Raw genomic sequence first — 17,879 nt, 5'->3', positions numbered from 1 at the left:
TTTAAATCTTAAAATTGATCTTAAAATCTAAGATTAGTAGTTATTACTGCTGCGCCAATCGTCAACTTCACGTTCGGCATCTTCTTTACTATGACCATAACGTTCTTGGACGCGGCCAACCAATTTATCGCGGCTGCCTTCGATGTGCGTGAGATCGTCATCGGTCAAGTCGGCCCATTTCTGTTTTACTGAGCCTTTAAGTTGGTTCCAATCACCTTTTAGCGTATGTTCATTCATAGTGGTATTCCTTTTCCTATTATTAGATTGCATTGATTTTTCTAAAACCCATCAATTTGCTTTGTTATATTTCTCACTTATGGGTTATCAGCAGGCATAAATCCTTAGCTGACAAATCTAATATAAACATGGATAATTGCCTTGTCTGTAGCCCCGATGTGTAGAGTGTTACCCAAACCTTAGCGATAGATTCATTGTGTTAGCAAGGTATACGCCGTGTCATAAATGCACTATTTTCATAAAATCTGTCGCACTTTTTAAAATGAATTACTGTGAATTGCTGGTTTCTAAGTTTGCTAAAAATGCGGCAAACCCTTCTGTCGCTCGCGCTTGTAATCGGCTGCTAGTAATGACCCGAACGCGATTGCTCCAAGTGATAGCAAAATTTTGCTTCTCGAATTTTTTAACCAAATCGACATCTTCATGGCAAGGCAGGGCAGCAAAACCGCCAACGGCGAGATACGCTACACTACTAAAGCTCAAATTTGCCCCATGAATATGACGATGTCCCATCTTATCTTGATAGTGAGCGATATAGTCTTTGCGTGTTTGGGGCGTTAAATGCGCCCAGTCATCAACGTCCACAACGCCGCATATCATAGCAGTCGGATGATGATTAATATGAGCGATTTGCTGCGTTAGCCAATCTGCCGTGACGAGCGAATCAGCGTCGGTACAGGCAAGCCAAGTCGCGCCAGAGGTGATCGCATGACGAATGCCCAAATCTCGTACTTGTCCCACGCATTGGTAATCACAGCATAGGTAATCCACGCCAGCGTGCTTGACCAATGTGAGCGTGTCATCGCTACAACTGTCTAGCACCACGAGCACAGTGGCGGTAATGGTAGAGGGCAGCTGCTCAATGGCCGTCTGCACCGATGCCAAGCATTTAGAAATGGTCAGCGCTTCGTTATGAGCAGGAATGACGATAGCGATATTTGTAGTATTCATGCATTTTCCTCGGCGGGTTTACTGTTAAACCAAGTTTTCTTGCATAGCCACTGTTTCGGGCGAACGTTGCCACACATCCAATAAAAAATCGCTATCGACGACTTTACTTTGATGGGTAAAGGTAGGGTTTTGACTATCAACTTGCTGTCTTTGCACAGAGTTTACGTCGTGACTTATTCTATTAAATGCGCGGTGCAGACGTTGGTGTACCGTTTCACCCGTCATGGTAAAGCCATCAATGTCATAGCGCCAATGACAGCATAGTAACGTGCCGCCTACCGCAAGATTTTGCTGAATCCAAGCGATGACGGTATCAATATCATTTGCCGATAAATAATATAAAATTTCACTAATCACAATTAAATCAAAATGCGATTTCGCAGTCGGTAATATTTTAGGAATGACACCCTGTATGACCTTTACATGCCTGACATCTGCCAAACGCTGCTTAGCCAGTTGCACCGCCTGTTTATTACCGTCAATACTGACCAAGGTCTGACAACGGCTGGCAAGTAGGGCGCTAAACACACCGTTACCGCAGCCTAACTCGATGGCATTGGTATATTTTGCTTGGGGCAACACCGCTAGACACATATCGCGTTTGCGCTTTTCATACCAGCGGGTCTGATACTGCCACGGATCGCTATTGTCGTTATATAAGGCATCAAAATAGCTTTCTGAATAAGCAGTGGCTGTCATCTCTTTTTTACCGTTCGGCAAATCAGTATGAACAGTATGTAAGTCGGTTTTAGACACCTGCAAATTACCGACCTCATGCATTGGCGGTGTCAATTTAAGATTGTGGCTCATATAAATAAACTTCCCAAGGTTGGCTAATTCTAGCGATGGTTTGAGCCGATAAAATAGGCGGGTTGCCTGTGCTTTCATCAACGGTTATTTGGCTTTTGAAGCAGGCGATAGCTTCGGTTTTGCGTTGTAATTGCTCCGGTGTCAAATCCACTCTGAGCGCGCAGTGCCAAGGAATACGACTATCGGCAGGCTTCGCCCAATGCCACGCCCAAATCAACACTTGATAACAGGCGAGCTGATGCTGCTTAGCGAAAGCGGCGACTACTTGTCCTGTTGCTTCATGATCGGGATGACCGTCATGTACAAAAGGCGTGATTAAAATATCGCCCGTCTGAATAAGAGCGGCCAATTTTTTATAAAATTGATACTTTTGGTTAAAGACGTCGCCATCGGTTAGGGCTAAAGACATACACGTCACCTGCTGCGCAATGCCTAACACTTCTAATGCCGCTAAGCTTTCTTGCGGACGGATAGTATCAAGCAGGCGCGGCGGATAAATCTGCGAGTCAGGGTGACTTTGTGTGCCGTTGGTCACGTGCACAAGGACGATAGGATTACCGTTGGCTGCCAATCGTTGCAGCAGTCCGCCGCAGCCTAATATTTCATCGTCAGGATGCGGCGCAAATACGCAAACGCGCTGCTGTGGCGGGAAGCTTTTTGCTATATCTAGTCGAGGTAAATCGTGCAGTCCCTGCCAGTTTTGCCAAGCATCGGCGCTAGTACCATCGCCTTCAATGACGCGGTCACCGACAATCGGATGCTCAGGCTTGGCTAAGTGCGCTAAGGATGCTGAGTGCGCCGACATCACATTATGGTCTGTTAAGGCTTGCGTATTATTTTCTGCCTGATGCACATGAAGATCAGAAGAGTCTCGTGCTACATTTACCTTGGGGTTTACAGTTGCCATATATTGTCCTGCCTGTCTGTCAAATCGCTGATTGCGGCGCGGTCTAAAGCGCTAGATAGCTCGCCGATTTTTTGTAAATCAAAGGCACCATGACTTTGACGAATAAATACCGCCAAATCTGCGGTTAACCTCGCAAAATGGGCATTGCCACAAAATGGTGCGGCCCCTAATGCTTGTCCGACTGTTTCCATCACTTGGCGTGCTACTTGCTCAACGTTAGCGCGTAATTGACGGATAGCAAGTTCATGGTTTTGCAGCGGCTTACTCTCTATTAAGTCAGCAATATGATAAAAATACTGCTGAGTAACGGCCAATGCTGTGCTGATTTGACCCAAATACATGGCTTTATAGTCATTGGGTTTATGTTGATAAGCAGTTATTAAATAATTGGCAATGCAAGCGGCCGCACCATACCAGCAAGCGGCAACGCCTGCCGCGCCATGCCAAAATCCTACCCTTTCTAAATACGCATTTGGCGCACCTACATTAATGGCGTCTACCTCATGGAACTGTATGGTTGCCGTATCAGTGGCTTGCATGCCGACGGCCTGCCAAGCATTATTATCAATATCAATACCAGATTGGTGCATATCCACCATCAATAGTTGCGCTTGTCCCTGCTCATCGCGATAAGTCATCAACCCATAATCTACGAGGTTTGCGCCCGAGCACCATGCTTTGCTACCACTGATTTTGCCCTCTTTATAAAGTATCGGGTCGGGGTGTCCTTCTGCTGCCCAAACCGCCCATAAGCCTTGAGGCGCTTTATCGTAGCCGACTTCATGCAAAATACTTAACGCATCTAAATGCGATTCAAACCATTTCGCAAGCGTTAAATCTAGGCTCGACACGTATGCCAAGACTTGCCATCGAATCAAGGTGTTAGACTGATTTGGCTTGCTTGCTTGTTTATTGTTTTGAGCGTTCGTCGTATCGCCTTCGCTTATGACATTTTCAGCACCGGCAATAGCCCTAGCACCACTAGCAGGGTGAGGAATTTCGTCGCTATAACCGACTAGAATCGTTAATATCTCACGGCGTAACTTATCGGTCATAGCAAAACTGCCGATAGTTTGGTTTTCTGCTTGTATAACTTCTTTTATAGCAGATTTTATATTTACTAATACAGCGTTTTTGGCATCGGGCACTTGCATACAGTCTCCTAATTATTATGAATCAGACATTTGAATGGCATCAAAAGCGCCATCATCTGCTGACCGTTTTTTATTATCATATCGGCCATCTAAATACAAATCGTCTAAAAAGCGTTGCTGCCAAGCGTATAAGTCATCTTGATGTAGCCCTTGAAGCAATACTTGATAGCGTAACTGTCGCTCTTTTAATGGCATCGTCAATGCCGTCCTCAAGCCTTCTATCAAACTCGTGGGCTGGTGCGGATCGACAATGACCGCCGCTTGCATTTGCTCAGCGGCACCTGCGTAACGCGAGAGCATGAGCACGCCCGGATTATCAGGATTTTGCGCGGCGATATATTCTTTAGCCACCAGATTCATACCGTCTTTTAAGGAGTTGACCCAGCCGATATCACTTTGCCAAAATGCTGCCATCAAGGGCTCATGGTTTAAGACGTTTTCGCTATATTTAATCGCTTGCCAAGCACCGTTGTTAGTTGAAAATTGCTGATTTATATCACTGACTGTTTGTTTAACTTCCTGATAAAGCCGTTGATAAGTTGGCAAATCTAAGCGACTAGGACAAGCGATTTGTAATAATTGCAGCTGATTTTGATAGCTTGGATAGTGTTCTAAAAAGTCACGATAGGCTGAAAAACGTCTTAATAAGCCTTTTGAATAGTCAATTCTATCTACCGCGATAATTTGTTGTGTCGTCGTCTTGTCGGTTTTTTTATATACATTATGCTGCGCCAAATGTGCAGGTAGAGGCGAGGCTAACTGACTGACCTGCTGCTGGATTCTTGCGACACTAATACCGATCGGATAGGCATTAATCAATAAACAATGCTGAGGTTTAAAGTCTAAATTAAGCGTTAATGCTGTCCCAGATGAGTGGTAAGGGTAAGTATGAGCAAAAGGTTGGTTTTTTTGTAAGATATTGATGGGGGTAAGTCCGACATCGCTGTTTTCTGCTAAACCGTTTGCTAGCACGTCTTCTTTATCTACACTTTCTTTTTCCACTCTCTCTTCGCTCAAACGATTTTTTGACAACCTGTCTTTTAAATAATGCTGAAAAGCGTCAACGCAATTGGTGCATCCTTGCTGGGTTTGGGTGCCGAGCACATCATAATGCGCCAGATGATGAATGAGCTCAGCGCTTTGCTCAAGCTGTTGCCAAAAATCCAGCGCCACAAAGGGAATGTGTAAAAAAAGCCCAATACGATTGTTGATGCCAAGCTTTCGGCAATGATACGCCACACTTAAAAAATGATAATCATGGACCCAAATGACATCGTCAGGCTGGATGATGCTTTTTAATTGGCGCGCAAATAAACGGTTGACCGCCTGATAACCCGCATAATCATCTGTAGCTTGGCTGATAAGCGCTGTTTGCTCATGCAGTAGAGGCCACAATACATTATTGGCAAAACCGCAGTAGAAATGCTGATATTGCTGGGTGGTAAAAGCGGTGGTCATATAAGTGATTTGTGTGGCGCGGGTTTTTGCCTTGCTGCTCGCCATAAAGCGTTGTTGAATACTGCTAAATGTATTGGCGTCGGTGTTATTGGCGCTGTTGTCATTGACGACTTCGCCATTCCAGCCCATCCAGACGACTGATTTGCCGATTAAGACGTCTTGCAGTGCGACAGCAAGCCCGCCCGCCATAGGGTGGTTATCGGGCATCTTTACGCGATTAGATAAGACAATTAAGCGGCTCATGTCAGTGGTCTCGCTGTATTTTTTAATGGGCGTCGGTTAGTGTCTATTAGCGGCGGTGCCACTTGCTCTTGCTCTGTTAAACCAGGTAACTTGGACGATAAGGTTGGGCGCTGTTGGCAAAACTTCAAAAAGCTCTCAAGCAATACCGTGACCTCAAAAATATTATTGACATAATAATGCGCACACGTTGGCTCAGTGCCGTCATAACCTACTTTCATACCCATACCTTTTATGGGTGGTTTAGAATCCTCTCGTGGTTCGTTATTTTGTATAAAGCGACTTTTTTCTGTCATGTGCTTGTCGCCTTGTACTGCCATAAATCCTGTTTCATCGGTGATGTCGTCGCCAATAAAGATAGGACAAAGCCTATTGTTAGCCTGAAATTTTTTTAGTAAGGTCAAAATCGCACTGCCTTTATCGGCGTCTTTAGGCGCGATTTCCCAGACATATTTACCTTGTTTTACTATCCAATCACCATGGTTTTTTACGATTGTGGTTATAATGCGATAAGCGATATCGGCTAAGGCGGGATTTTGACGATAATGTAGGGCAACAGAATAGGGCTTGTCTTCTATGATAAAATCGTCATAGCGCAAGCAAGAGCGGATAAGCGCTTGTTTTATAGCAGCAAGCTCAACGCTGTCGACGGATGAAACGCTCATATTATTATTAGATTCGTTATCTTCAAAGTCTATTTCTAGTCCATGCGTTGCGGCGATGGGTAAGCTTAGCGGCGCCAGCATTTGCTTTGCTTCGGCTAGACTGCGCCCAGTAACAGCAGCGATTTTGACGCCATAATCTTGTATGTTTTGTAAAAGTGTTAAAGTGGTAGCGGGGATAAAGCTGTCTTTCGGGTTCAAGGTGAAACTAGCAAGCGTGCCGTCGATATCTAAAAACAAGCAGTAGCGCTGCTGATGAGAGAGATAATCAGCGAAGTGATTTGGCGCAACGTATATAGGACATCTGATAAGGGCGCTATTTGCTGGGACGCTTCTTCCTGAAGTCACATGTTATCCTTATTTTAACGTGTCAGTTATATGATGCTCTAAAACGGGTATCTTTTAATCGAAGTTAAGCAATTAAGTTAAGTAATGAAGGCTAAGTCATTAAAGTTAAGTAAATAAAAATTATTAACGAAGCTTAGCAATTAAGCTTCCTCATAAGTTTGCCATAAAGTCCATCTTACTACGATGGACAAAATATGGTATTTAGTATAAGTTTTTTTAGTATCTGTCTTTTAATTTACAAAAATCATTAGGAAAAAATTATGCATATCAGCGCAAATTTCGATGCCGGTAATATTGAGGTTATCAATGCAGAAGATCAAACCAACATTCAATTGGCGATTCGTCCAGACGTGGGCGGAGAGTTTTTTCAGTGGTTTAACTTTCGTTTATCAGGCGAAGTTGGCGAGCAGTACGTACTCAATATTATGAATGCAGGGAAGGCCTCCTACCTTGCAGGCTGGGAGGATTATCAAGCGGTGGCTTCCTATGATCGCGAGTATTGGTTCCGTCTGCCAACCTCTTATAAGGATGGTAAGTTAACGATAACGGCAGAGCTTGCGTGCGAAAGTATTCAAATTGCGTATTTCGCTCCCTATAGCTATGAGCGTCATCAAGACTTGTTAGCGGCGGTGCAAGTGCATCCGCTCGCGTGTTTGGAGCATTTGGGCGAAACGCTTGATAAACGCGACTTAACCTTAGTAAAAGTAGGTAATGGTGATAGCAAGAAGCGCAGTATTTGGATTACGGCGCGCCAGCATCCGGGCGAGACAATGGCTGAATGGCTGGTTGAGGGGCTATTGAACAGTTTGTTAGACGAGGATAGTGCCACGGCTAAGTTGTTATTGGAAAAAGCCAATTTTTATATCGTACCGAATATGAATCCTGATGGCAGTGTGCGCGGGCATCTGCGTACCAATGCGGTAGGGACGAATCTAAACCGTGAATGGGCAAACCCAAGCTTAGAAAAAAGCCCTGAAGTGTTTCATGTCATCAATAAAATGGAAGAAACGGGCGTGGACTTGTTTTATGACGTGCATGGCGATGAAGCGCTGCCGTATGTGTTCCTTGCCGGCTCGCAGGGCACGCCAAGCTATAACGACCGCCTTGCCCATCTACGTGATAAATTCTCAGAAGTCTTAAAATTGGCCAGTACCGATTTTCAGTCTGAATTTGGTTATGACATTGATGCGCCGGGCACAGCAAATATGACGATTGCCACCCACTGGGTAGCCGAGCGTTTTGATTGCCTTGCCAACACTTTAGAGATGCCATTTAAAGAGAATGCCAATTTACCTTTTGAAGATACAGGTTGGTCACCTGAGCGTTCTATTAAATTAGGGGAAGCTTCATTGGTCGCTATGCTGGCGGTCGTTGATGAGTTGCGTTAGTCATAAACTTTTTGTGAGTTAATCAGATGGTTTCATGACAATAATTTAATAGTGATGGTTTAATTGGCAGGGTTGAATTGCTTAGAGCAGCGGCTTAAACACTCAGTTTTTAGCTTTTGCTCTAGGCAATTATAAGGTTATTAAATGGCGGGTAGCAGTAATTTTGCATTCTTATTTATAAAATATAACACCGATTATTTTCTATAGACTACATCAGATAATGATTTTGCACATAGTCAATGCATAGCTCATAAAAAGCTTGAGCAGCCACAGAGATGGTTTTGTCCGCACGTTTAAAAATACCAATTTGTCTGTCTAAAGATGGCTCCAGCAACTTTATCCAGACCAGCTCGGGCTCATTAGCTGGGAAAGCCAGTTTTGGTAGGGTAGTGATGCCCAAATCATTCCTTAATAATGAAAACAAGGAGGTAATATTTTCTACTGTATAACGCGCTTTACGATTTAGGGCTTCAGCAGGCGTGTTTTCAAGTAATCTACAAGTGCCATTATAAATAAAGGGCTGCGACATCAGTTGTTGCCAATGTAATCCTGATGTTTGGTTTGACTCGCCGTTTTTGTTTAACTGGTTTAACTCATTGCTTTTTAAGCAAACCACGCCGATAGGGTCTGATATAAGCGGCGTAAAATCAATGTCAGCTTGATCGATACTGGTGCAATTGCCCAATGCCAAATCCACTTCACCCGTCAGTAAGCGATTCGCCACACCCACCGCATTATCGTCTATCAAGACAATTTCGATATCAGGATATTTTTTAGAATAAGCAACCAAAACGCTTGGCAGCAGCTTTGTGACCAGTGATGGTACGCTTGCAATCCTAATCTTACCTTTTTCTCCAGCTGCAATCGCTTGCAAATCATCTTCTAACGTTTGATAAATGCTCAGGAACTGCTGAATTTTGGGTACACAGCTTTCACCAAACGGCGTCAGTGTCGCTTTATTGCCAACTTCAAATAAGCTTTGGTTCAATGTCTTTTCTAACTCCTTTATCGATGCAGATATAGCCGCTTGCGAGCGATTGGCGCGACTGGCAGCCGCTCGAAAACCGCCATCTTCTACCACGATTAAAAAATGACGTAATTGTTGTAATTTCATAATATTGGCTACCTTTATAAGCGTTGCTTACTGTTTAATTTTACGCACTTTCATAACGTCATAAGTCGTTAAATTAATACAAATCTAAGTGATAGATTAAATCTATCATATTTAATATTTAATTAGTTAGATTTATCGTATGTAAATGGGTAGCATAAGGATTAGAAATAAAGGATTGATAAAGCCACCTACGACAAGGATTGAAAAAATGAGCACTCACTCAACCAAACAAGCGGTTAATACCGCACTTTATGCCTCAAAATCGCCACTTGAGTGGGCAATCACCAATAATGGCACGTTATACACCGCGCAAATTCCTATTGATGGAAACGGTGAGGTAGTCGCAGCTGGCATCGAAGCGCAAACCCGCCAAACCCTTGATAATTTAAAGCACACCTTAGAATGTGCTAACAGTAGTATGGATGCGGTATTACAAGTGCTCATTTATGTCACTGACCGCGACTATCTAAAAACCGTCAACCAAGTCTATGCAGAATATTTCAAGGCGCCTTACCCCAACCGCGCAGCTTTAGTCATCTCAGGCTTGGCACGAGAAGAAATGCTGGTCGAATTGGTCGTTTACGCGGCTGTGCCTTAAGATTAAACGCTAATTTATAAGCGTTAGACGGTTTTTATCACTTAATTTCATTGTATGTTTTTAAATAAACGCACCCAAACTCTTTATAAAGGATGTTGTTATGTCAACTCAAGCGCTCAAACAAGACCCAAAAAAATCGCTTTATATCAACGGTGAATGGCAGGCAGGTAGCGATACCATTGCCAATATTAACCCCTCTGATATCACAGAAACGATTGGTGAATTTGCTCAAGCCAGCAGTAAGCAAGTACAAGATGCGATCGCTGCCGCGCGCCGTGCCCAGCCAAAGTGGGAAGCGGTACCGTTGGAAAAAAAGCAAGCTATCTTGCAAGCGATTGGCGATGAGATGATTGCGCGCTGTGATGAGCTAGGTACTTTATTATCACGCGAAGAAGGCAAGCCGTTTGCGGAAGGTCGCGGTGAGATTTATCGCGCAGGGCAGTTCTTTCACTATTATGCCGCCGAAGTGCTGCGCCAAATGGGCGACCTTGCTGATTCAGTCCGCCCTGGCGTCAAAGTTGAAGTCACCCGCGAAGCTGTCGGTGTCGTCGCTATTATCTCACCTTGGAACTTTCCAACGGCGACCGCGGTACGGAAAATCGCCCCAGCGTTGGCCTTTGGTAATAGTGTGATTTGGAAGCCTGCCAATTTAACGCCAGCCAGCGCCGTTGCTTTAGCAGAAATCATTCACCGTCAAGGCTTGCCAGAAGGTACGTTTAACTTAGTGCTCGGTGGCGGCTCATCAGTTGGCGATGCGCTTATCAATTCAAAAGATATCGATGCAGTCAGCTTTACCGGTTCAGTAGAAACCGGCCGCAAAGTTGCGGCGGCAACGGCGCCTAACTTTGTGCGTTGCCAACTTGAGATGGGCAGTAAAAATGCCTTGGTTATCGCTGATGATGCCGATTTGCAAGTGGCTATTGATGCGGCGGTTGCTGGCGCGTTTGGTGGCTCAGGTCAGAAATGTACCGCATCCTCACGTTTGATTGTGATGGACGGTATTCATGATGCGTTCGTCGATGGCGTGATTGCAAAAATGAAAACCTTAAAAGTCGGTCATGCGCTGGATGACGGTATCTTTATGGGTCCTATCGTTGATGACAAGCAGCTAGCGTCTAACATGGATTGGATTGAAAAAGCCAAGCAGGCTGGTGCCAATTTAGCCTTTGGTGGCGAGCGTCTAGAGATGGCCCATGACGGCTATTATATGTCGCCAACCTTGTTTACCGATACTGATAATAGCTGGGATATCAACCAAGAAGAAGTATTTGCGCCGCTCGCTTGCGTCATGCGTGTCAAGAATTTAGAAGAAGCCATTGCCATGACCAATGACACGCGTTTTGGCTTAACCGGCGGCATCATCACCCAAAGCTTGCGTAACAGCTCGCTATTTAAAGAACAAGTGCAAGCGGGCTGTGTCATGGTCAATCTGGCGACAGCAGGTACCGATTATCATGTGCCGTTTGGTGGTCGTAAAGAGTCGAGCTTTGGTCCGCGTGAGCAAGGCCAATATGCCAAAGAGTTTTATACCATCGTCAAGACGGCTTATCAAAAAGCGTACTAAGCAAAATCACTATAGAGTTGGTCACTTAGTGGCTCTAGCGTAGAAGGAAGTATGGCTGGGATAAATTTTTTGTAGCCTCGGCGAGCATGGCGAACAGCAAGCGAAAAAAAATTATACCAGTTATGTGTCGGTATTTATGGCACTGCTTTATTTTATATCGACACCATTTTAAAAAGTATAAAAAGGGAATTTGATATGTACCAAGACCATATCGTCATTGACGGATTGCAGTATAGCCACTGGGATCGAGACTACTTTAAGATGCTACAAGCCAGCGGTATCGACGCGGTACATGCGACCTTGGTCTATCATGAAGATGCGCGCCAAACCCTGACGCGCTTTAGCGAATGGCATAGGCGCTTTGAGCAAAATAGCGATTTGATTTTGCCCGTTTATTTGGTCGCTGATATTAAGACTGCAAAGGAGCAAGGCAAAGTCGGTATCTTTTTTGGCGCGCAAAACTGCTCACCTATTGATGATGAGATTGGCTTAATTAGCGTCATGCGCCGTTTGGGATTGCTGATTATGCAACTAACTTATAACAACCAAAGCTTGCTAGCGACCGGCTGTTATGAGCAAAACGATAGCGGTGTGACACGTTTTGGTCAACAAGCCATCAAAGAGATGAATCGCGTCGGCATGATTATCGATATGTCACATAGCGCTGAGCAATCAACGCTTGAGGCTATTGAGATATCGAGCCGTCCAATTTGTATCAGCCACGCCAATCCAACCACAGCACATGATGCCTTACGTAATAAATCCGATACGGTCATTAGCGCCTTAACCCAAGCAGGTGGTCTGTTGGGTTTTAGCTTATATCCCTTCCATTTGCCGAATGGTAGCAACTGTACGCTTGATGATTTTTGTCGCATGATTGCTGATTGTGCCGATAAGTATGGCGTAGAGCATTTAGCCATTGGCAGTGATTTGTGCTTAAACCAGCCACAAGCGGTGCTTGAATGGATGCGCAATGGACGTTGGTCAAAGGCCATGGATTATGGTGAAGGCAATGCCAACAATTCAGGCTGGCCGGACACCTTGCCGTGGTTCGCTGGCAAGGACGGTATGGAGAACATCTACAACGGTTTGCTCAAACATGGTTTTGATGACACAGACGCTGGCAAGATTATCGGACAAAACTGGTTTAATTTTCTTGAGGCTGGCATCAAGCCTTTAACCTAAGTGCTCACGCGATAGTGGGTGTTAGATAACATTAAATAGCATGTAAACCAGAAACATTAAAGTATGGACAGGTGCAATAACACAATTTAGATGTAACGCTAATTTAAATGACGCAAGATTATCATATGGAGCCACATCATGGCCTACTTAAAGGGACTTAACCGAAATAATGAGCATGGACGCTCGCATAATACTGTAAAAGTACATGAGGATTTGAACCAAGACTCATCTGATACCTTAGGGCTCTATAATCCAGCGTTTTGGTACAGCGGCGGCTTTATCATTGTCTTTGTGCTGATGGCAATTTTTGCCGAAGAGCGCCTAGCAGAAATAGTCAATATAGGTTTTGTCTGGTCGGCTAAAGTCTTTGGGCCGTTTTGGCAAATCTTATTGTTAGCTACTTTTGTGATTGCTTTAGCAGTTGGGGCAGGCCGCACAGGACGGGTCATTTTAGGTAATCTGCCTAAGCCTGAAATGGATAGCTTTAAATGGATGGCGATTCTATTTTGTACACTGCTTGCGGGCGGCGGTGTCTTTTGGGCGGCCGCTGAACCTATTGCGCATTTTGTATCGGCACCGCCTCTTTACGGCGAATTTGCTGATATCCAACAACGCGCTATTAATGCACTTTCGCAATCCTTTATGCACTGGGGTTTTTTGGCGTGGTCGATTGTCGGTAGCTTGACCGCCATTGTGGTGATGCATCTGCATTATGACAAAGGCTTGCCGCTCAAACCTCGTACGCTTTTGTATCCTATGTTTGGCGAGCGCGTACTCACGGGTCAAACGGGCGCGATTATCGATGCTTGCTGTATCACATTATGATGGGCGTCACAGCTTTGCAGTCTTTTATTGTCATTACCGCGGTGCCGGTATCTTTCATTCTCCTACCGTCGTTATGGAATGGTCCCAAAATTGCGCAACAAATGGCGCGCGACCAAGACCTTTATCGTCCTAACCGTGTTGAGACGGCTCATAAAATTGCGGAAGAAAAACTTGCTACTCAAGAGATTGTGAAAAAAATCGATTGAATGCATCATTAATAAAGCGCATAACTTATTTGCACATTAAAGTCATAAATAATAGTGAGTCTTTAAAATTGCCCGATAAGTGATGAGCTTGAGATATATTTAAGGTGATAGTTATATGGAACATACTTTGCCAAACAGCGAAATGCTGAAAAATGCCAAGCTAGACGCGGTCAGCTTTCGTACCCCCGATGTGGTGATGCACTCTGAAAGACTGGGCGCGATGCACCAAACGCGTATCAGTTTTGTGCGTACGCTATTGCGTAAAATCGATCAAGAAAATTGGACACTCAGTAAGCATCTTTGGGATTTAGATGATGACGGCTACGGACAAGTGATTTATCGTTTGCAAACGCCGGAGCATATTTATCATTTGGTGGTATTTTGCAATCAAATCGCTGATGAAGAGCGTAATGACCGCGTGATTGCGCAAAAGTGGGATGTGACCTTTGCTTTGGTTTACGGCGAAATCGGCGATGAGCTATTAGCAAATCTAAAAGTTAATGTGCCACTACAAGAAGCCGGTCGCAACTCAAACATGGTCATGGTACTGGCTCGTGCTAATAAAAGCGTGCGCGTCTTTGATCATGTTGTCAGCGCACTTGCCGATGGCAAACAGCCTGATTTAGAAGTACTAGCCAAAGTCGGTTATATCTTGCGCACCACCGCGGTTTATGGCAATGGTAAGTTTGGTATTTACGATTTCAAACCTCTAGATCATAGTGAAGATTTTAACCAATCTTTTCGCGCGCAGATGTGTGCGGTGTATCTTATCCGAGAATTTAGTCTTGATTGGGTGGATTATTTGGCGAAGAAAAGAGGTGGTAATAAGGCTGTCAGCCTACATCCAGAGATTAAACGCTACTTAGGTATCGGTAATGCCACCGGTCTTGGTATGGCGCCTTATTTGATCAATCATCCTTGTGTGGTGGATCAATGGTTAAGTACGCGTGAAGCGGCATTGCAAGCGGTATTGGTTTGCGATATCGACTTTGAAGCCGATGATAATCAAATAGCGCAATTTTCAACCTTGATGAGTCGCGCCATTCAGCATTTTTCAGAAGTCGTTACCATCAATGAGCCACAAATTATGCTTAACCATACGATTGTGACGGAGCTAACCCAATTACAAAGCAAGCTGACATCTGAGCTGAAAAAATGTAACACGTGGGCGGATTTTTTACAGCGCAACGATCATCTCAGTTTTGAGAGCCAAGAGGTTATTATCTCTTGTATGATGGAGCTATATCCTGAGCGTGTGGATGGATTTGCCGGCCAAGTAAATGCTGATGAAACCATGTCATTGCCTAGTGGTAAAGTGGTTCAAGACTTAATTGAAGTATTGGAAGCGCGTTATCAGTGGGCGATTAGTATTGATTTTTCTGCCGAAGAGAATGTCTATTGGTTTTGGTATCGCTCTGAAGATAAAGAAGAGCCGAGAATGGGCGTGCGCGGCCAAGAGCATGGCGATGATAAAGAATTTTTGTTAGATATCGGCCGCCAAGCGAATACCCTGTATTTAGCACTAAAACAAGCTAATTCTCAGCAGCTATTGTCTGAATTCATTTTAACCCAGCCAAAATACCGCACCATCGCCCGACGCGTCTGGACGTTGGGTCATAAAAAGATGGGTGACATTCAGATTAATGTCTTGCAAAAAACCGCACTACCGATGCATTTATTGCGCTGTAAATTGTCCATGTTTGGGGCCACCAAGTTTGATCCGAGATCCGATCGTTGGGTACGCGTGACCCTGTTCCAAGGCGCGCCATTATTCGATGAAGTAGATAGCGATGAATGGCTATTTCCTCTTGTACCAAAAATACATGACTTATCAACTTTACCATTAGCCGCCCAATAAGGAGTATCAAGACATTATTGTATCGCACAATGAAATCGTGACCATGGTCAATAAAGCTTTTTTAGGGTTGCAGCGTGAAGTAGGCGAGGCAGATCTGATCGCCTCTATGGTGGCTGAGCTACAGATGGCGGGGCTTAATGGTGTTTTGCATTTTAATAATGCCAGTCCGTTTATTTTATCTGAGCGCGATATGCCTATCGATATTGTGCATCAAGCAGAGGGTGAGGTTGTTTTAGATTTGTATGGTAGCAGTCTGGTTTGTCATCTGCCTGCCGTGATGGACTATGCGCTTGAAAAAATGGGCGATCGCGAGCATTTTAAAATCTATCTAAAAAACTGTCATAACCGCTGGCTAGCCTACAGCGAGCTTGCAAAACTGGCCTCAAAAGGGTTTGCATGTCTCGCTAAATGGGATAATGGTAGCGCTCCTAAGCATACGGTATTCACTTTAGATAAAAGGTTTGTTTATCCTGATTTGTATTTTTTTAATGAGGCGCAGGACAACTACAATACCAATGATATGGTGATTGAATTATCGACGGCTAACTTTGATATTGAGCAGGATATTCAGCATTTTGATCGTAAGATTTCGACGGATGAATTGTTTGAAACCCATCAGCGCGCTTGGAAAGAAGGCATTTATGTCGATGATGAGCAGTGGGCGACGCTCAAAAAAGCGCGGCGGCAATATTGGTCGAAGATAATGAGACGTCAAATAAAGGGGCTGGGGGTGTATAAGAGATAAAGTCCAGTCTATATAAATAATCGCTGCTTATTCTATTAATGGAGGATAAGCAGTGACGCAGTCCTCAATCCTTTCTCTATATCCTATGCAAGATCTCATCGCTTTTCTTATCAAGAGCACTGTTATAGCCGCTGCTTTAAATATTGTTATTTGCAGATTGTTTTTAGGGCGTGTCTTCAATTCAATCGATGGACATCTAAATGGGCTAAAAATGGCTAAATTTTGCCAAACTTCATCAAATAGCTAGGTAATATCCCGATATTAACGGCGCTATTTTCCTTGTTTGACTGCAATTTATCTCATTTTTATCACCATTTTTAAAATGAAGACACGCCCTAGTACTGCCCTTTTGTTTTTTCTTAAAAATTGTCAAATAAATTATCTGTGAAAATTTCAAAGTGGGAGAATGACAATATTGTAATCTTAACGTCACCTGTTAGTCAGAAGGATTCATGTATCATGCATGTATGATGATAGTGTCGTGATATCGGGTCAAACGCTTAACGTATTGCTCCAAATTTAAAAATGAAAGACAGCTCTTTTTGATTATAAATATCACATGCGACATTAAACAATAAATGACGAGAGGGTATGTATGAAACCTGATAACCATAACTTAACTTTTAAGCAGCATAAATTGTTTGGTGCGCTTATCCTACTGACAGTGACATCGTCGTTATTTGCTTGTAACGACACCAATACCACTGCTGCAACCACAGCGCCTGTAGAGACGGCAACAGACAGCCAGAATTCAAAAGTCCAAACGTCTAAAACTGAGTCGACGAGCTCTAGCAGTAACAGTGATGCGCTGAGAAACGTCTCTGCGACGGTTTATAAAGATGCCAATTGTGGCTGCTGTAAGGAGTGGATTAGCCATGCCGAACATCACGGTATGACTGCGGCGGGACAAGATGTCGCCGACTTAGCAGTTTTTAAAGAACGCTATGGTGTCCCGAGCAATATGCGCTCTTGTCACACGGCGGTCACGAGCGACGGTTATGTATTCGAAGGTCATGTGCCTGCCAAGTATATAGCCCAGTTTTTAGCCAATCCGCCAAGCGAGGCTATTGGTCTTGCCGTACCCGGTATGCCAATGGGTAGCCCCGGGATGGAGTACCAAAATAAATTTTCACCTTATCAAGTGATGCAAATCAACAAAGACGGTAGCACAGCGGTATATGCTGAGGTTGATAGCGCCAATGCCCAGTTATAGCTGAAAAGGATGATTTTTACTGTCCATCGCTAACTTATTAATAATAAGGAAATTATGTAAAGAGAAAGTATTTACATCAGAAAATTCTTATACCACCTGAGAAAAGATAGGATTAAACCATTATAGATCTCTATTTATGAGGCCTATAATGGCTTTTTTGAATAAGTATGAGAGCGTGGCAAACTCTTGACTAGAAAAGATAGGCATAAACTGTTTTTAATACAAGTAACGGCGCTTAAGAAAGATGTATAACTAAGTATATATAAAACCCCACTCTCAACTTGAAATAAGCAAATCAAACTGAAGAGGCGGATTACCAAGTTTTTTGTTGAGTACAAAGCACAGATTGTGTGACAGGATTTTACGAATCAATCGATGAGACAAATGCCATAAATCTCTTGCTCGTACCCTTTGTA

The 17,879-nt window shown here is 43.9% G+C and carries 17 protein-coding genes and 1 pseudogene; 9 read left to right on the top strand and 9 right to left on the bottom strand.

Going from position 1 to position 17,879, the window contains the following annotated elements:
• Window positions 1–33: 33 nt before the first annotated feature.
• The 7 genes from JFC07_RS04445 to otsB form a co-directional block, all read right to left on the bottom strand.
• Window positions 34–237, bottom strand: a complete 204-nt coding sequence (locus tag JFC07_RS04445) for a CsbD family protein (RefSeq protein WP_068404893.1) — start codon at window positions 235–237, stop codon at window positions 34–36.
• A 267-nt stretch (window positions 238–504) separates the two neighbouring features.
• Window positions 505–1,188, bottom strand: a complete 684-nt coding sequence (locus JFC07_RS04440; RefSeq protein WP_198328320.1) for a glycosyltransferase family 2 protein — start codon at window positions 1,186–1,188, stop codon at window positions 505–507.
• A gap of 24 nt (window positions 1,189–1,212) precedes the next feature.
• Complete coding sequence (locus JFC07_RS04435; protein WP_198328366.1) at window positions 1,213–1,887, bottom strand: class I SAM-dependent DNA methyltransferase; 675 nt, start codon at window positions 1,885–1,887, stop codon at window positions 1,213–1,215.
• A 94-nt stretch (window positions 1,888–1,981) separates the two neighbouring features.
• Window positions 1,982–2,803 (bottom strand): PIG-L deacetylase family protein, encoded by an 822-nt coding sequence (locus tag JFC07_RS04430; protein WP_198328364.1) that lies wholly within the window; start codon window positions 2,801–2,803, stop codon window positions 1,982–1,984.
• Between the two features lie 89 nt (window positions 2,804–2,892).
• Window positions 2,893–4,059 (bottom strand): acyl-CoA dehydrogenase family protein, encoded by a 1,167-nt coding sequence (locus JFC07_RS04425; protein WP_198328313.1) that lies wholly within the window; start codon window positions 4,057–4,059, stop codon window positions 2,893–2,895.
• A 15-nt stretch (window positions 4,060–4,074) separates the two neighbouring features.
• Window positions 4,075–5,760 carry an alpha,alpha-trehalose-phosphate synthase (UDP-forming) gene (locus tag JFC07_RS04420; RefSeq protein WP_198328311.1) on the bottom strand — a complete coding sequence of 562 codons (1,686 nt, stop codon included), beginning with the start codon at window positions 5,758–5,760 and terminating at the stop codon, window positions 4,075–4,077.
• Window positions 5,757–6,767: a trehalose-phosphatase gene (gene otsB, locus JFC07_RS04415; protein ID WP_198328305.1), complete on the bottom strand. Its 1,011-nt coding sequence runs from the start codon at window positions 6,765–6,767 to the stop codon at window positions 5,757–5,759. Before otsB ends, JFC07_RS04420 begins: the two co-directional genes overlap by 4 nt.
• A 260-nt stretch (window positions 6,768–7,027) precedes the next feature.
• Here otsB and JFC07_RS04410 point away from each other — a divergent pair, with 260 nt between their 5' ends.
• A complete protein-coding gene (locus tag JFC07_RS04410; RefSeq protein WP_198328296.1) occupies window positions 7,028–8,155 on the top strand; it encodes a M14 family metallopeptidase in 1,128 nt (375 codons plus the stop codon).
• Between the two features lie 208 nt (window positions 8,156–8,363).
• Here the strand turns inward: JFC07_RS04410 and JFC07_RS04405 are convergent, their stop codons facing one another.
• On the bottom strand, window positions 8,364–9,269 hold the full coding sequence (locus JFC07_RS04405; RefSeq protein ID WP_198328294.1) for a LysR family transcriptional regulator: 906 nt from the start codon (window positions 9,267–9,269) through the stop codon (window positions 8,364–8,366).
• 208 nt (window positions 9,270–9,477) lie between these two features.
• Here JFC07_RS04405 and JFC07_RS04400 point away from each other — a divergent pair, with 208 nt between their 5' ends.
• From JFC07_RS04400 to JFC07_RS04370, 8 genes are all read left to right on the top strand, one after another.
• Window positions 9,478–9,867 (top strand): RidA family protein, encoded by a 390-nt coding sequence (locus JFC07_RS04400; protein WP_198328293.1) that lies wholly within the window; start codon window positions 9,478–9,480, stop codon window positions 9,865–9,867.
• A gap of 100 nt (window positions 9,868–9,967) precedes the next feature.
• Window positions 9,968–11,431 (top strand): aldehyde dehydrogenase family protein, encoded by a 1,464-nt coding sequence (locus JFC07_RS04395; protein WP_198328291.1) that lies wholly within the window; start codon window positions 9,968–9,970, stop codon window positions 11,429–11,431.
• Between the two features lie 195 nt (window positions 11,432–11,626).
• A complete protein-coding gene (locus tag JFC07_RS04390) occupies window positions 11,627–12,616 on the top strand; it encodes a membrane dipeptidase (RefSeq protein WP_198328289.1) in 990 nt (329 codons plus the stop codon).
• A gap of 138 nt (window positions 12,617–12,754) precedes the next feature.
• Window positions 12,755–13,441 carry a BCCT family transporter gene (locus tag JFC07_RS04385; protein WP_265090567.1) on the top strand — a complete coding sequence of 229 codons (687 nt, stop codon included), beginning with the start codon at window positions 12,755–12,757 and terminating at the stop codon, window positions 13,439–13,441.
• Between the two features lie 14 nt (window positions 13,442–13,455).
• Complete coding sequence (locus tag JFC07_RS13155; protein WP_227678310.1) at window positions 13,456–13,647, top strand: hypothetical protein; 192 nt, start codon at window positions 13,456–13,458, stop codon at window positions 13,645–13,647.
• Window positions 13,648–13,762: 115 nt separating this feature from the next.
• The gene (locus JFC07_RS04380; protein WP_198328287.1) at window positions 13,763–15,505 is read left to right on the top strand and encodes a hypothetical protein; all 1,743 of its coding nucleotides are present in this window, start codon (window positions 13,763–13,765) and stop codon (window positions 15,503–15,505) included.
• Window positions 15,506–15,548: 43 nt separating this feature from the next.
• On the top strand, window positions 15,549–16,250 hold the full coding sequence (locus JFC07_RS04375) for a DUF3726 domain-containing protein (RefSeq protein ID WP_265090568.1): 702 nt from the start codon (window positions 15,549–15,551) through the stop codon (window positions 16,248–16,250).
• Between the two features lie 595 nt (window positions 16,251–16,845).
• Window positions 16,846–17,463: a DUF411 domain-containing protein gene (locus tag JFC07_RS04370; RefSeq protein WP_068408350.1), complete on the top strand. Its 618-nt coding sequence runs from the start codon at window positions 16,846–16,848 to the stop codon at window positions 17,461–17,463.
• A 276-nt stretch (window positions 17,464–17,739) separates the two neighbouring features.
• On the opposite strand, the pseudogene JFC07_RS04365 reads toward JFC07_RS04370, so the two are convergent.
• Window positions 17,740–17,879, bottom strand: a pseudogene (locus JFC07_RS04365) (IS982 family transposase); the annotation flags it as partial.

This window comes from Psychrobacter faecalis (assembly GCF_016107575.1).
GTDB classification, from domain to species: Bacteria; Pseudomonadota; Gammaproteobacteria; order Pseudomonadales; family Moraxellaceae; genus Psychrobacter; species Psychrobacter faecalis.
Note: the sequence above shows the minus strand (reverse complement) of the source record. Positions and strands in the feature narration are given on the sequence as shown.

Bases quoted from the DNA above. Each gene is read 5' to 3' on its own strand.
- JFC07_RS04445 (WP_068404893.1), bottom strand. From the start codon at position 237: ATGAATGAACATACGCTAAAAGGTGATTGGAACCAACTTAAAGGCTCA.
- JFC07_RS04440 (WP_198328320.1), bottom strand. From the start codon at position 1,188: ATGAATACTACAAATATCGCTATCGTCATTCCTGCTCATAACGAAGCG.
- JFC07_RS04435 (WP_198328366.1), bottom strand. From the start codon at position 1,887: ATGACAGCCACTGCTTATTCAGAAAGCTATTTTGATGCCTTATATAAC.
- JFC07_RS04430 (WP_198328364.1), bottom strand. From the start codon at position 2,803: ATGTCGGCGCACTCAGCATCCTTAGCGCACTTAGCCAAGCCTGAGCAT.
- JFC07_RS04425 (WP_198328313.1), bottom strand. From the start codon at position 4,059: ATGCAAGTGCCCGATGCCAAAAACGCTGTATTAGTAAATATAAAATCT.
- JFC07_RS04420 (WP_198328311.1), bottom strand. From the start codon at position 5,760: ATGAGCCGCTTAATTGTCTTATCTAATCGCGTAAAGATGCCCGATAAC.
- JFC07_RS04410 (WP_198328296.1), top strand. From the start codon at position 7,028: ATGCATATCAGCGCAAATTTCGATGCCGGTAATATTGAGGTTATCAAT.
- JFC07_RS04405 (WP_198328294.1), bottom strand. From the start codon at position 9,269: ATGAAATTACAACAATTACGTCATTTTTTAATCGTGGTAGAAGATGGC.
- JFC07_RS04400 (WP_198328293.1), top strand. From the start codon at position 9,478: ATGAGCACTCACTCAACCAAACAAGCGGTTAATACCGCACTTTATGCC.
- JFC07_RS04395 (WP_198328291.1), top strand. From the start codon at position 9,968: ATGTCAACTCAAGCGCTCAAACAAGACCCAAAAAAATCGCTTTATATC.
- JFC07_RS04390 (WP_198328289.1), top strand. From the start codon at position 11,627: ATGTACCAAGACCATATCGTCATTGACGGATTGCAGTATAGCCACTGG.
- JFC07_RS04385 (WP_265090567.1), top strand. From the start codon at position 12,755: ATGGCCTACTTAAAGGGACTTAACCGAAATAATGAGCATGGACGCTCG.
- JFC07_RS04380 (WP_198328287.1), top strand. From the start codon at position 13,763: ATGGAACATACTTTGCCAAACAGCGAAATGCTGAAAAATGCCAAGCTA.
- JFC07_RS04375 (WP_265090568.1), top strand. From the start codon at position 15,549: ATGGTCAATAAAGCTTTTTTAGGGTTGCAGCGTGAAGTAGGCGAGGCA.
- JFC07_RS04370 (WP_068408350.1), top strand. From the start codon at position 16,846: ATGAAACCTGATAACCATAACTTAACTTTTAAGCAGCATAAATTGTTT.